Source organism: Pseudomonas sp. 8AS (assembly GCF_902506505.1).
In the GTDB taxonomy this organism is placed as follows: domain Bacteria; phylum Pseudomonadota; class Gammaproteobacteria; order Pseudomonadales; family Pseudomonadaceae; genus Aquipseudomonas.
Window position 1 is genome coordinate 2371088 of the sequence record NZ_LR733406.1, and the last position, 13646, is coordinate 2384733.

The window sequence follows — 13646 nt, forward strand, 5'->3', positions numbered from 1 at the left end:
CCGGGGGTCAGCCTTGATGGGCGGCCAGGGCTTGTTCGGCAGCGGCCAGACGAGCTCGGGCGATATCCAGCGCCTCGCTGGCGGCCTGCTCATCGCGTTCCAGCTTGCGCAGGTCGGCGCGAGCGAAGGCGAGTTCGGTTTTCAGGGCACGCAAGGCTTCATCCACCGGGCCCTTGTCGGTACGTACCAGCTCGGGGGCTGGTTTGTTCGAGGCCCCCTCGGCGGCATGCAGGGCCTGTTCGGCGGCGGCCAGGGCCGCGCGCAGGGGTGCCAGCTCGGCTTCGCCGGCTGCGGCCTTTTCCGCCTTTTTCAGTTCGGCGCGTTTCATCGCCAGTTCGATCTTGGCTTTTTTCAGGGCTTCGTCGCCGGCCGGCTTGGCGGCGGCAGCCGGCGCTGCGCTCTGCAGGCTTTCCAGGGCTTGCTCGGCGGCGGCCAGCTGCTGGCGGGTCTGTGCCAGCTCGGTCTGCTGCTCGGCAGTCGGGCTTTCCAGCTTCTCCAGTTTGCGCAGCTGGGCCTTGAGCATGGCGGCTTCGATCTTGGCCTTCTTCAGCGCCTCGTCGCCGGCCGGTTTGGCGGCGGCAGCCGGCGCTGCGCTCTGCAGGCTTTCCAGGGTCCGCTCGGCGGCGGCCAACTGCTGGCGGGCCTGTGCCAGCTCGCTCTGCTGCTCGGCAGTCGGTTTTTCCAGCTTCTCCAGCTTGCGCAGCTGGGCCTTGAGCATGGCGGCTTCGATCTTGGCTTTTTTCAGGGCTTCGTCAGCCGGTGGCGTGGCGGTCACTGGCGGGGCGCTGGCCTGGACGGCTTCCAGGGTTTTCTGCGCGGCATCGGCGGCGGCACGCAGGCTGCTGACCTGGGCCTGCAGTTCTGGAGTGTCGTGGCTGGCCAGCTGCTTCTCGGCCTTCTTCAGGGCGACCTGGGCCATGCTGGCTTCGATTTTCAGGCGCTTGAGCTGGTCGTCGGCGGCAGGTGCGGCGGCAGCCGGCGCCGCGCTGGCGGCTTCGGCTTGGGCCGCCTTGGCCTTGGCGGCGCGCTCGGCACGGGCCAGGCGCTCGGCTTCCTTGCGTTCTTCCTCGCGGCGCAGGCGCTCTTGGCGCAGCTCGAAGCGTTGCTTGGAGTGCTCGGCTTTCTGTTGCTTCTGTTCCAGGTCGCGGATCTCGGCCTTGGCGGCGCGGTAGTACTGCACCAGCGGGATGCTCGACGGGCAGACATAGGCGCAGGCGCCGCACTCGATGCAGTCGAACAGGTTGTGCGCCTTGAGCTGTTCGTGCTGCTGGCCGAGGGCGAAGAAGTGCAGCTGTTGCGGCAGCAGGCTGGCCGGGCAGGCTTCGGCGCACTCGCCACAGCGGATGCAGGGCATGGCCGGCGGCGGGGCAGGCAGCTCTGCAGCAGTCGATGCCAGCAGGCAGTTACTGGTCTTGATCAGCGGCACGCCGAGGTCGGGCAGGCTGAAACCCATCATCGGCCCGCCCATCACCAGGCGATTGAGCTTGGCCGTGTCCAGCCCGGCGAAGTCGAGCAGCTCGCCCACGGGTGTGCCGATCAGTGCTTCGACGTTGCCGGGGCGGCTCAGGGCTTCGCCGGTCAGGGTGGTGATGCGCGAGATCAGTGGCTTGCCCAGCACGATGGCGTCATGGATGGCCACGCAGGTGCCGACGTTCTGGCAGAGCATGCCGATATCGGCCGGCAGGCCGCCGCTGGGTACTTCCACGCCGGTGAGGATCTGGATCAGCTGCTTCTCGCCACCGGACGGGTACTTGGTGGGGAACACCTTGAGGGTATAGCTGCGCTCTACCAGGGCGGCGCGCATGGCGGCGATGGCCTCGGGCTTGTTGTCCTCGATGCCGATCAGCACCTGCTCCGGCTGGATCAGCTGCACCAGGATGTCGATGCCGGAGATCAGCTCGGCGGCGCGTTCGCGCATCAGCATATCGTCGGCGGTGATGTACGGCTCGCACTCGGTACCGTTGATGATCAGCGTATGGATCTTCTGCGTCGGCCGCGCGGTGAGCTTGACCGCCGTGGGGAAACCGGCACCACCCAGGCCGTTGATGCCGGCCTGGCGGATCTTCTCCAGCAGCTCGGCGGCCTCCATGTGCCGATAGTCCGGGCACGGCTGCAGGTCGGTCCACTGCTCCAGGCCGTCGCTGTCGATGACGATGGCGGGTGCCGGCATACCGGACACATGGGGGTAGGGCTGCGGGCCGATAAAGCTGATGGTGCCGGAGGTCGGTGCGTGCACGGGCGCGCTGACGAAGCCGTTGGCCTCGGCAATCTTCTGGCCCTTGCGCACATAGTCGCCCACCGCCACGCAAGGCTCGGCGGCGGCGCCGATATGCTGGCCCAGCGGCAGGATCAGGCGCTTGGGCAGCGGCGCCGGCTGGATCGGCGTGCGGTTGGAGAGGGTCTTCTGCTCCGCCGGGTGGATGCCGCCGGGGATGTCCCAGATCTGCTGGGCGTGGTCGATCAACGCGGTCATGCGGCCTGCTCCCGGTCGCTGGCGATCAATTGGCCGGGGGCCAGCGGCAGCTGCCATTTCCAGGTCTGCACGGTGCTGTCGAGCGGGATCATGTCGATGCAGTCGACCGGGCAGGGCTCGACGCACAGGTCGCAGCCGGTGCATTCGCTGACGATCACCGTGTGCATCTGCTTGGCGGCGCCGACGATGGCATCCACCGGGCAGGCCTGGATGCACTTGGTGCAACCGATGCACTCGGCTTCGCGGATATAGGCGACCATCTGCGGCTTCTCGCCTTCGACGGCGTCCAACGGCTCGGGCTCGACATCCAGCAGGTCGGCCAAGGCCTGGATAGTCGCCTCGCCGCCGGGTGGGCACTTGTTGATCTTGTCGCCACCGGCTATTGCCTCGGCGTATGGCTTGCAGCCGGGGTAGCCGCACTGGCCGCACTGGGTCTGCGGGAGCAGGGCGTTGATCTGCTCGGCGATCGGATCGCCTTCGACCCGGAAACGTACCGCTGCGTAACCGAGGATGGCGCCGGCCAGTAGGCACAGGGCGAGGAGGGCGAGGACGGCAATCAGTACCAGGCTCATAGCTTGATCAGCCCGGCAAAGCCCATGAACGCCAGCGACATCAGCCCGGCGGTGATCAGGCCGATGGCCGCGCCCTGGAAGGACTGCGGCACATCGGCGATGGCGATGCGCTCACGCATGGCGGCGAACAGCACCAGCACCAGGGAAAACCCCAGGCCGGCGGCAAAACCGTTGGCGGTGGCGGTAATAAAGGTGAACTCGGCCTTGTTGGCGTTGAGCAGGGCCACGCCGAGGACGATGCAGTTGGTGGTGATCAGCGGCAGGAAGATGCCCAGCACGCGGTAGAGCAGGGGGCTGGTCTTGTTCACCACCATCTCGGTGAACTGCACCACCACGGCAATCACCAGAATGAAGCTGATGGTGCGCAAGAACTCCAGGCCCAGCGGTTGCAGCACGTATTCCTGCACCAGATAGCTGCACATGGCGGCCAGGGTGAGGACGAAGGTGGTGGCCAGCGACAGGCCGATGGCGGTCTCGATCTTCTTCGACACGCCCATGAACGGACACAGGCCGAGGAACTGCACCAGCACGAAGTTGTTGACCAGGATGGCACTGACCATGATCAAGGCGAGTTCGGTCATCGGGTTACCGTTGTGGACAGAAAGGCCGGAGGAAAAGGGCGCTTATTATCGGGAAGAGCCTCTGCGCCTGCAATGCGCGGCGAGAACTACCGCTCAGGCGTGAAAAATGTCCGCTCCTCTAATTAGTGCACCATTTGTCTGCGTGTTAATGTGCAGCCCCGGTTGATATAACTAAGCTCGAACTCAACGGAATGCCGAGCTGTACAAAAAAACACCGCCAAGGAAGGTCTCCAGCTAATGCGCTTGCGCATTTGAAGTTCGCAGGAGTGACCTACATTGCAAGCACAGCAGTCGCGCGGCTTTACCCTGATCGAGTTGGTGACGGTTGTCGCCATCATCGGCATCCTGGCAGCCATCGCCATTCCCAGTTACCAGCAGTACATCCTGCGCAGCAACCGGGCCGCGGCCCAGGCACAAATGATGGACCTGGCCAACCGGCAGCAGCAGTTCCTCCTGGCCAACCGCGCTTATGCCAGCAAGACCGACATCGAAAGTTCCGGTTACTCGTTGTCGAGCGATCTGGCCGCCCGTTATGACTACAGCATCACGGTGGACAACAATGCCGCCGACGGTACGCCCGCGCCGGCCTTCACCATCACCTTCGCCGCCAAGGGTGCACAGACCAGCGACGGTGACTTGACCCTGAACAACCAGGGCGACAAGACCCCGGCAGGCAAGTGGTGATCCGACATGGATACATTCTCTCTTCCTGATAGACAGAGCGGCCTTTCGCTCATCGAAGTACTTATCACCGTGCTGATCCTGATGGTCGGCCTGCTTGGCATGGCCGGCCTGCAATCGCGCTTGCAACAGTCGGAAATGGAAGCTTACCAGCGCTCCCAGGCGCTGCTGCTGCTCAATGATATGGCCAATCGGCTGGCCGCCAACCGCAATACGGCCGCCACCTTCCTGACCGACGGTTCCAGCCTGGGCACAGGAATGACCTGTGCCACCGAGACGCAACGCGACCGCAAGGAATGGTGTGATGCGCTGCAAGGCGCCGGTGAAACCTCCTCGGGCAGCAAGGTCGGAGCGATGCTTGGTGGTCGCGGTTGCGTTGAGCTTCTGGAGGACGGCAGTTATCTCATCACCGTGGCCTGGCAGGGCCTGGTGCCGCTCAGTCCGCCGCCCGCCGGGGTGTCTTGTGGCGCCAATAGCTATGACTCGGGTGCCCAGTGCCAGGCGGATCGTTGCCGGCGGGTGGTGACCACTGTAGTGCGGGTGGCCGATCTATGAAGCACTCATTGACGATTTCCCCGTCGCATGGCGGTCGGCGGCAGGCCGGTCTGAGCCTGATCGAGCTGATGGTGGCGATGGCCATTGCCCTGCTCATGATGGGTGCCATCCTTCAACTGTTCCTCGACGTGACGCGCACCAATGACGATATGGAACGCACCAATGCGCAGATCGAGAGTGGCCGCTTCACTTTCCAGGCCATAGGCCAGGGTCTGCTACACGCTGGTTTCTGGGACGGCTACGTGCCGGAGTATGACGACTTGGCTTCCAAGGATATCCCCACTGGCTATCCCGCCAGCTTCCTTGCGCCGGACCCCTGCCTGGCCTATGCATCCTGGACGGCCCAGTACAGGGACAACCTGCTGCGCATGCCGGTGCAGAGCTTCGCCGCCGTACCGAGCGGCTGCACCGGGGTGATCCAGGATCACAAGGCCAACAGCGACATCTTGGTCGTCCGCCATGCCGATACGGCGGTGACGGCCACGCCGGATGGCAGCAAGGTCTACCTGCAGGTGTCCTACTGCAATACCGCCTCGACCTACGACTACGTGCTGGCGAAGGAGGGGTTCAGCATGACCCGGCGCGACTGCAGCACCGCGGCGGCCACGCGCCGCTACGTGGCGAACATCTACTACCTGCGCAATGACAACACCCTGATGCGCGCCGAATACGTCGGCGGTGCTAGCGAGTGGAATGTGCAGCCGCTGGTCGATGGGGTCGAGGGGCTGGTCGTTGAGCTTGGCATCGATCACCTCAGCGATTCCGGTGCAGAGGTGAACTACGCCAGCGCCATTACCTGGGCCGACCCCTTGAACAAGGTGTCGCCAACCAATCGCGGCGATGGTGCGCCGGATGGCGGCTTCGTGCGTTGCCCGGCGGCCGGTTGTAGCGCCGACCAGTTGATCAACGTGGTGGCCGCCAAACTGCACGTCCTGGTGCGGGCCACCAAGCCCAGCCCGGGCTACACCGACAGCAAAACATACAATCTCGGTGCCGTCGCGCTAGGGCCGTTCAATGACAGCATCAAGCGTCATGCCTATACCACCGCGGTGCGCTTGAACAACGTCTCGGCGCGGAGGGAAACGCCATGAAAATCAGGCAAGGCGGCGCAGCGCTGATTGTGGCGCTGATCATGTTGCTGTTGTTCACCCTGATCCTCTCCGGCTCCTTCGGCCTGAGCACTCTCAACCTCAAGGCCGTCGGCAACATGGAGGTGCGCGAGGGTGCTCTGGCTGCGGCCAACCGCACAATCGAGGATGTGCTCAGTACCGATTTCGTGGGTACTGGCAGCCAAAGCTTTCCGGTGGATATCAACAATGACGACACGCCCGACTACAACGTCGAGGTGCCGACACCCGTGTGCCTGCGGGTGGCCATCGCGGATGCGGTAGACCCGAGCAGCCAGAAGCTCGGGGCCTTGTCGAGCGACACCTGGCACACCGTTTGGCAGCTGGAAGGCCGCGCGACCGATACGGCCGGTGAGACGCGAGTAACGGTGCGTTCGGGTGTGCGGGTGCTGTTGACTGACGCCGAAAAGAAAACTTACTGCGATGATTGATGGTTCGCTCGAGGAGTTCGACAACATGAAACGCAACATCCTGAGCACCTTGCTGGGCGCCTGGCTGACCATGGTCGGGGCCGTGGCCCACGCAGAAGACATCGACCTGTTTGTTGACAATCCGGCCAGTGCCACCGAGGCACCGAATGTGTTGCTGGTGCTGGATAACGGGGCGAATTTTTCCGCCAGCGCCACCTTTCCCTCGTGCCCGGGCGTCACGGGCATGGAGGCCATGGCCAATACCACCGGCGGCATCGAGCAATGCGCACTGTACAAGGTGGTCGAGGGGCTTGAGGCCGGCAAGGTCAAGCTGGGGGTCATGGTGTTCAACGCCAACGGCATGTTTGCCAATTGCCCGGGCGATGACGGTGGCTGCCTGGTCTATCCGATCACCGAGATGACCGAGACCAACAAGACCGCCATGCTGGCCTGGATCAAGAGCTGGAAGACTTCCGGCAGCACCGACGCCACCACGCTCAACATCAAATCCAACAACAACAAGAACGGTGCGGTGATGCAGGAGGCCTGGGCGCTGTTTGCCGGGCGTATGGGGCTGTCGGGGCGCGACTACACGGAGTCGAGGCCCGAAGGCTCGTGCGGCAAGAACTATGTGATCTTCGTCGGCAACTCCTACAACAACTCGGGCAATCCGGGCGAGGGCGGCAATGTCAGCCCGAAATCCGCGCTGGAAGGGATCCTGAGCGGTAGCTCGGCGGCGATGAATGCCTTCCCCGCGGCCACCACGGTGCAGAAAACCACCCTCACCGGGCCGTTGCCGGTGAGTTGCGAAGGCGGCGGCTCCTTCACCTTCAGTGGCAGCAACCAGGAAAACAAAGGCTGGTATGCCGATGAATGGGTGCGCTACATGCATTCGCAGAATATCGTCACCTATTCCATCGGCCTGCTGAGCAACGCCTGCAAGAAGGAATACGAAGCCCTGATGAAAAGCATGGGTGACGAGAAGAACGGCGGCGGCAAATACTTCCCCACCACCGACTTCTCCACCCTGGTGACGGCCTTCAACACTGCCCTGAGCGAGATCCAGTCGGTCAACAGCGTATTCGCCTCGGTCAGCCTGCCGGTCAGCGTCAATACCCAGGGTACCTACCTCAACCAGGTCTTCGTCGGGATGTTCCGCCCCGATGGTGGGGGCAATCCGCGCTGGCACGGCAATCTCAAGCAGTACAAGCTCGGCTTTCTCGATGGCTCGCTGAAACTGCTCGATGCCGATGGTGCTTCGGCAATCTCCAGTGGCGAGAGTGGCTTTCTCGCCGAATGCGGGCGCAGCTTCTGGACGCCGGCGAAAGCCGACGCCAGCAGCCACCTGTACTGGACCAGCCTGACCGAGGCCAACTGCCCCCCAGCGTTTCCTGCCGCCGCCGAGACACCCGATGGCAACATGGTGGAAAAGGGCGGGCAGGGCTACAAGCTGCGGGCACTCACGCCCAGCTCCCGCAACGTGCTGACCTGCGGCAGCACCTGCACGACAACGCTGGCCGACTTCAACAGTGGCAATGCGGGTATCAGCAAGGCGGCACTCGGCAATGCCGCGATGACCGACGCCGAGCGCGTTACCCTGATCGACTGGGCGCGGGGCCTGAACAGCGACGGTGAGCAGATCGGTACGCTGACCACGGCCGATGCCAAGCTCAAGATGCGACCGTCGTCCCACGGCGATGTGGTGCACTCCCGCCCGGTAGCGATCAACTTCGCTGCCACGGACAGCGATCCGCCTAAGGTGGTGGTCTTCTACGGCGCCAACGATGGCATGTTGCGCGCGGTAAACGGCAACCGTGAAGATGGCGCGGTGGTTGGCGGCAAAAACCCCGGCGAGGAGCTGTGGTCTTTCGTTGCGCCGGAGTCCTATGGCCTGTTCACGCGCCTTAAGGCCAATGCTCCGATCATCAAGTTCAGCAACGTCACGGCGGCCACGGCCACGCCCAAGGACTATGGCTTCGACGGGCCTATCACCGCCTACAAGGCCACCAGCTCGGCCTGGGTATTCGCCACCATGCGCCGGGGCGGGCGCATGCTTTATGCCTTCGACGTGCCCAGCGCCTCGCCGCAGAACCCGAGCTTGAAGTGGCGGATCGGTTGCCCGAACCAGGACAACGATACCGGTTGCACCGCGGGCCTCGAGGGCATCGGCCAGACCTGGGGCGTGCCGGAAGTCGTCAAGGCCGCCGGCCACCTGACAGGCTCGACCCTCAAGCCTCTGCTGCTCATGGGGGGCGGCTATGACCGCTGCGAGGATGCCGATCCGGCGACCTGCACGGCGGACAGCAAGGGCCATGCGGTCTATGTGCTGGATGCCGAGACAGGTACGCGCCTGAACACCCTGGCCACCGATGGTTCGGTGATCGGCGACATCTCGGCGGTCAAGGACAGCACCGGCCTGCTGCAGTTCGCCTATGCGGCCGATACCCGCGGCAACGTCTATCGCATCTCCGGTGCTGAAAATGCCCCGATAGGTAGCGTGGCGCCAGCCTCCTGGATCATCACTAAAATCGCCAGCCTGGGCGGAACGGGTGCCAGTGCCCGCAAGTTTATGTTCGGCCCGGATGTGGTCGCCGACGCCTCTGGGTACTACCTGCTGCTGGGTTCCGGTGATCGCGAGAAGCCGGTTAGCGATTACCCGAATGCCGCGCTCGTGCAGAATTACTTCTTCGCGCTGAGGGATCAGCCGCTCAACAGCAGCTGGCTGTCCGAGGAAGCCACCACCAACTGCGTTGGCGCTTCGGTGTTGTGTCTGGACTCGTTGCTGCCAATCACCGATGCCACGCCGACCTCGACGTCGCTGGCGGCCAAGAAGGGCTGGTACCTGCAGTTGGAGCCAACCGAACAGGTGGTGACCTCGGCGCTGACCTTCTTTGGTCAGGTCAACTTCAGCACTCACCAGCCTGACACTGGACTGTTGACTGGCAGTTGTTCGGCCAAGCTGGGTGAAACCCGGGTTTATAGCGTCAACTTCCGTAATGCCGAGGGCAATGACGGCCAGCGCTTTACCGATGTGGTCGGTGATGGTCTGCCGCCTTCCGCGGTGGGCGGCCTGGTGACGCTCGACGATGGCACCACGGTACCGTTCTGCATCGGCTGCAGCGACCGCCCGCTGGAAGGTTCCGAGCCGCCCCTGCCGCCATCGGCCGTACAGCCCAAGGCCCGGGTCTTCTGGAATATCGAGCAATGAGGCGGCGGGGGCAGTGCGTCTCGAACGGTGCCGGCGGACGAGGCTTTACCCTGGTCGAGCTGATGGTCGCCCTGGCGATTCTGGCGGTCTTAGCTGCCATCGCCATCCCTGCCTTCTCGGAAATGACGCTGAGCAGCAGGTTGCGCGCGCACGCCAATGCCCTGACGGCGGGCGTGGTGCTGGCGCGTAGCGAGGCGATCAAGCGCAATCAGGTGGTGCGCTTGTGTGCCTCGGATGACGGTGCTGCCTGTGCCAGCACAGCGACCTCCTGGGGCAACGGTTGGATTGTGCTTAGTGCTGGCAATGAGGTGATCTCACGGCACGCGGGGATGCCGAGCGGTTATCTGAATATCGCGACGGTGGCCAGCGTGTCTTTCCAGCCCAGTGGGACGGGCGCGACGGTGGCCACCTTCAAACTGTGTCGGGCAACACCGAGCGTCGGCAGCCAGGAGCGGGTGATCGAAGTAAGTGCTACCGGGCGACCTTCGGTCAGCAAGACCAATACCTCTACCTGCGTCAGCAGCTGATTCCTTCCATGCAATGACCCCGCTCCGTGGAGCGGGGGATTGCCCTCTTACTTGACCCGCTGCCCTGGCTTGGCGCCGCTGTCCGGGCTGAGCAGGTAGATTTCCTCGCCGCCGGGGCCGGCGGCCAGGACCATGCCTTCGGATACGCCGAACTTCATCTTGCGCGCGGCCAGGTTGGCCACGTACAGGGTCAGGCGGCCTTCCAGCTTGCTCGGGTCCGGGTAGGCGCTCTTGATGCCGCTGAACACGTTGCGCTTCTCGTCGCCGATATCCAGGGTCAGGCGCAGCAGCTTGTCGGCGCCCTCGACGAACTCGCACTTCTCGATCAGGGCGATGCGCAGGTCCACGGCGGCGAAGGCGTCGAAGGCGATCTCGGCGGCCAATGGGTCTTTCACCAGCTCGCCGTTGCCAGCCGGGGCGGCCGGCGCGTCGGTGGCGGCCAGGTCTTCCTTGGAGGCTGCAGTCATGGCCTCGATCTTCGCCGGCTCGATGCGGGTCAGCAGCGGGTTGAACGGGTTCAGCTGGTGGTTGGCCAGCGGCGTGGCCAGGTCGGTCCAGCTCAGCGGGGCGACATTGAGGAAGGCCTCGGCGTCGGCGGCCAGTTTCGGCAGCACCGGCTTGAGCAGGATCACCAGCTGGCGGAACAGGTTGACGCCCAGGGCACAGATTTCCTGCACCTCGGCCTGCTTGCCTTCGACCTTGTTCAGCGCCCACGGCGCCTTGTCGGCGATCCAGGCGTTGGCGCGGTCGGCCAGGGCCATGGTTTCGCGCATGGCACGGGAGAAGTCGCGGGCTTCATAGGCCTCGGCGATGCTCGGCGCGGCGGCCTGGAAGGCGGCCCACAGTTCCGGCTCGGGGTTGGCGTCTACAAGAACCCCATTGTTGCCCTTGTGGATAAAACCGGCGCAGCGGCTGGCGATGTTGACCACCTTGCCGACCAGATCCGAGTTGACCTTCTGCACGAAGTCCTCGAGGTTCAGGTCCAGATCATCCACGCCGCGGCCCAGCTTGCTGGCGTAGTAGTAGCGCAGGTACTCGGGGTTCAGGTGATCGAGATAAGTCCTGGCCTTGATAAAGGTGCCGCGCGACTTGGACATCTTCTGCCCGTTCACCGTCAGGTAGCCGTGCACGTTGACGCCGGTCGGCTTGCGGTAGCCGGCGCCTTCGAGCATGGCCGGCCAGAACAGGGCGTGGAAGTTGACGATGTCCTTGCCGATGAAGTGGTACAGCTCGGCGCTCGAATCCTTGTTCCAGAAGGCGTCGAAGTCCAGCTCCGGGCGCCGCGAACACAGGTTCTTGAAGCTGGCCATGTAGCCGATCGGCGCGTCCAGCCAGACGTAGAAGTACTTGCCCGGCTCGTCGGGAATCTCGAAGCCGAAGTACGGCGCGTCGCGGGAAATGTCCCACTCCTGCAGGCCGCCATCCAGCCACTCGGCGATCTTGTTGGCCACGGCGTCCTGTAGCGTGCCGCTGCGGGTCCAGGTCTTCAGCATGGCCTCGAAGTCGGGCAGCTTGAAGAAGAAGTGCTTGGAGTCGCGCAGCACCGGCACGGCGCCGGAGATGGCCGAACGCGGGTTCTTCAGCTCGGTGGGCTCGTAGGTGGCGCCGCATTTCTCGCAGTTGTCGCCGTACTGGTCTTCGGCCGCGCACTTCGGGCAGGTGCCCTTGATGAAGCGGTCGGCGAGGAACATGCCCTTCTCGGGGTCGAAGTACTGGGTCACCGAACGGGTGGCGATATGCCCGGCATCACGCAGCTTGAGGTAGATGCCGGTGGCCAGCTCGCGGTTTTCCTCGGCGTGGGTCGAGTGGAAGTTGTCGAAGTCGACCAGAAAGTCGGCGAAGTCGGCGCTGTGCTCGGCCTGCACGTTGGCGATCAGCTGTTCCGGGGTGATGCCTTCCTTTTCCGCGCGCAGCATGATCGCCGAGCCGTGGGCATCGTCGGCGCAGACGTAGATGCACTGGTTGCCGCGCAGCTTCTGGAAGCGCACCCACATGTCGGTCTGGATGTATTCGAGCATGTGGCCAAGGTGAATCGAGCCGTTGGCGTAGGGCAGGGCGCTGGTAACGAGAATCTTGCGGGCTTCGGACATGATGATCGGCTGCACTGGTGTTACGAGGGAAGCCGGCAACTATATAGGCGCGGCGGTTTTTTTTCACCCGTGGCGGCTGTCAGCGGTAGGGACGAGCACAGGCAGTGCAGAAGCATCGCCAGCAAGCTGGCTCCTACAACAGTCTTGCTGGGGTAAGATGCCTGCCTGTTTTGCTCAGCCTTTCGGAGTTGCCCCATGAGCGCCGTTACCCGCCAAGTGGTCGAAGCGACCCTGCGCCAGTTCACCGATCCCAACCTCAACCAGGACCCCGTGTCCGCCGGCTGCCTGCGTGAAGTCGCTATCGACGGCGGCAAGGTTCGCGTGCGCCTGCAGCTGGGCTACGCCGCCGGGCTGTTCAAGAACGGCTGGGCGCAGATGCTGCAGATGGCCCTGGAAGGGGTCGACGGCATCGACAGCGCCAAGGTCGAGGTCGATTGCGTGATCGAGGCGCACAAGGCCCAGGCCCAGGTGCCGGCGCTGGCCAACGTGAAGAACATCATCGCCGTGGCTTCCGGCAAGGGCGGCGTGGGCAAGTCCACCACCGCGGCCAACCTGGCCCTGGCCCTGGCCCGCGAAGGCGCGCGGGTCGGCATTCTCGATGCGGACATCTACGGCCCCAGCCAGGGCATCATGTTCGGCATCGCCGAAGGCACCCGGCCGAAAGTGCGCGACGAGAAGTTCTTCGTGCCGCTGGAGGCCCATGGCGTGCAGGTCATGTCGATGGCCTTCCTCACCGACGACAGCACCCCGGTGGTGTGGCGCGGGCCGATGGTTTCCGGCGCGCTGCTGCAGCTGATCACCCAGACCGCCTGGGACAACCTCGACTACCTGGTGGTAGACATGCCGCCGGGCACCGGCGACATCCAGCTGACCCTGGCGCAGAAGGTGCCGGTGGCCGGCGCGGTGATCGTCACCACCCCGCAGGACCTGGCCCTGCTGGATGCGCGCAAGGGCGTGGAGATGTTCCGCAAGGTCAACATCCCGGTACTCGGCGTGGTGGAAAACATGGCCGTGCACATCTGCTCCAACTGCGGCCATGCCGAGCACCTGTTCGGCGAAGGCGGCGGCGAGAAGCTGGCCAGCCAGTACGGCGTCGACCTGCTGGCTTCGCTGCCGCTGTCGATGGCCATCCGCCTGCAGTCGGACGGCGGCAAGCCGACCACCATCGCCGACCCGGAAAGCCAGATCGCCATGATCTATCAGGAAATGGCCCGTTGTGTCGGCGCGCGCATCGCCCAGAGCGGCTTGGGTGCCAGTGTCATGCCCAATATCGAAATCAGCGACGATTAATGCCGCTCTTGTAGGAGCCAGCTTGCTGGCGATTTCAGGGCTTACCGAGCACTGATCGCCAGCAAGCTGGCTCCTACGGACGAGGGGCCTTTGAACCGGGCCTTGCCTCCCGGTAAGATGCGCGCTCAGTTT

Annotated in this window: 11 protein-coding genes; 7 read left to right on the forward strand and 4 right to left on the reverse strand. The window is 64.2% G+C overall.

Annotated features, from left to right (window positions below):
* Positions 1-7 precede the first annotated feature (7 nt).
* Genes rsxC through rsxA form a run of 3 tightly spaced genes read right to left on the reverse strand, consistent with a single transcriptional unit; the run spans position 8 to position 3626 of the window.
* Positions 8-2473, reverse strand: coding sequence for an electron transport complex subunit RsxC (gene rsxC / locus GV001_RS11105; RefSeq protein WP_160079743.1), 2466 nt, complete (start codon positions 2471-2473; stop codon positions 8-10).
* Positions 2470-3045: an electron transport complex subunit RsxB gene (rsxB, locus tag GV001_RS11110; protein ID WP_160079745.1), complete on the reverse strand. Its 576-nt coding sequence runs from the start codon at positions 3043-3045 to the stop codon at positions 2470-2472. Before rsxB ends, rsxC begins: the two co-directional genes overlap by 4 nt.
* A complete protein-coding gene (rsxA, locus tag GV001_RS11115; protein WP_160079747.1) occupies positions 3042-3626 on the reverse strand; it encodes an electron transport complex subunit RsxA in 585 nt (194 codons plus the stop codon). Before rsxA ends, rsxB begins: the two co-directional genes overlap by 4 nt.
* Positions 3627-3902: 276 nt before the next feature.
* On the opposite strand from rsxA, the gene GV001_RS11120 reads away from it, so the two are divergent.
* Genes GV001_RS11120 through GV001_RS11145 form a run of 6 tightly spaced genes read left to right on the forward strand, consistent with a single transcriptional unit; the run spans position 3903 to position 10134 of the window.
* Positions 3903-4310 carry a type IV pilin protein gene (locus tag GV001_RS11120; protein WP_160079749.1) on the forward strand — a complete coding sequence of 136 codons (408 nt, stop codon included), beginning with the start codon at positions 3903-3905 and terminating at the stop codon, positions 4308-4310.
* A gap of 6 nt (positions 4311-4316) precedes the next feature.
* The gene (gene pilV / locus GV001_RS11125; protein WP_160079751.1) at positions 4317-4862 is read left to right on the forward strand and encodes a type IV pilus modification protein PilV; all 546 of its coding nucleotides are present in this window, start codon (positions 4317-4319) and stop codon (positions 4860-4862) included.
* Positions 4859-5953: a PilW family protein gene (locus GV001_RS11130; protein ID WP_160079753.1), complete on the forward strand. Its 1095-nt coding sequence runs from the start codon at positions 4859-4861 to the stop codon at positions 5951-5953. The genes pilV and GV001_RS11130 overlap by 4 nt, the downstream gene beginning before the upstream one ends.
* Positions 5950-6420, forward strand: a complete 471-nt coding sequence (locus tag GV001_RS11135; protein ID WP_160079755.1) for a hypothetical protein — start codon at positions 5950-5952, stop codon at positions 6418-6420. Before GV001_RS11130 ends, GV001_RS11135 begins: the two co-directional genes overlap by 4 nt.
* A 25-nt stretch (positions 6421-6445) precedes the next feature.
* Positions 6446-9607 (forward strand): pilus assembly protein, encoded by a 3162-nt coding sequence (locus tag GV001_RS11140; RefSeq protein ID WP_160079757.1) that lies wholly within the window; start codon positions 6446-6448, stop codon positions 9605-9607.
* Positions 9604-10134 carry a GspH/FimT family pseudopilin gene (locus GV001_RS11145; protein WP_160079759.1) on the forward strand — a complete coding sequence of 177 codons (531 nt, stop codon included), beginning with the start codon at positions 9604-9606 and terminating at the stop codon, positions 10132-10134. The genes GV001_RS11140 and GV001_RS11145 overlap by 4 nt, the downstream gene beginning before the upstream one ends.
* A 47-nt stretch (positions 10135-10181) precedes the next feature.
* On the opposite strand, the gene metG is transcribed toward GV001_RS11145, so the two are convergent.
* On the reverse strand, positions 10182-12224 hold the full coding sequence (gene metG / locus GV001_RS11150; RefSeq protein ID WP_160079762.1) for a methionine--tRNA ligase: 2043 nt from the start codon (positions 12222-12224) through the stop codon (positions 10182-10184).
* Positions 12225-12419: 195 nt separating this feature from the next.
* Here metG and apbC point away from each other — a divergent pair, with 195 nt between their 5' ends.
* The gene (gene apbC, locus GV001_RS11155; protein WP_160079764.1) at positions 12420-13514 is read left to right on the forward strand and encodes an iron-sulfur cluster carrier protein ApbC; all 1095 of its coding nucleotides are present in this window, start codon (positions 12420-12422) and stop codon (positions 13512-13514) included.
* Positions 13515-13646 lie beyond the last annotated feature (132 nt).

Excerpts from the sequence above, each read along its gene's own strand:
- GV001_RS11130 (WP_160079753.1), top strand. The coding sequence starts at position 4,859 with ATGAAGCACTCATTGACGATTTCCCCGTCGCATGGCGGTCGGCGGCAG.
- metG (WP_160079762.1), bottom strand. The coding sequence starts at position 12,224 with ATGTCCGAAGCCCGCAAGATTCTCGTTACCAGCGCCCTGCCCTACGCC.
- pilV (WP_160079751.1), top strand. The coding sequence starts at position 4,317 with ATGGATACATTCTCTCTTCCTGATAGACAGAGCGGCCTTTCGCTCATC.
- GV001_RS11145 (WP_160079759.1), top strand. The coding sequence starts at position 9,604 with ATGAGGCGGCGGGGGCAGTGCGTCTCGAACGGTGCCGGCGGACGAGGC.
- apbC (WP_160079764.1), top strand. The coding sequence starts at position 12,420 with ATGAGCGCCGTTACCCGCCAAGTGGTCGAAGCGACCCTGCGCCAGTTC.
- rsxA (WP_160079747.1), bottom strand. The coding sequence starts at position 3,626 with ATGACCGAACTCGCCTTGATCATGGTCAGTGCCATCCTGGTCAACAAC.
- rsxB (WP_160079745.1), bottom strand. The coding sequence starts at position 3,045 with ATGAGCCTGGTACTGATTGCCGTCCTCGCCCTCCTCGCCCTGTGCCTA.
- GV001_RS11135 (WP_160079755.1), top strand. The coding sequence starts at position 5,950 with ATGAAAATCAGGCAAGGCGGCGCAGCGCTGATTGTGGCGCTGATCATG.
- rsxC (WP_160079743.1), bottom strand. The coding sequence starts at position 2,473 with ATGACCGCGTTGATCGACCACGCCCAGCAGATCTGGGACATCCCCGGC.
- GV001_RS11140 (WP_160079757.1), top strand. The coding sequence starts at position 6,446 with ATGAAACGCAACATCCTGAGCACCTTGCTGGGCGCCTGGCTGACCATG.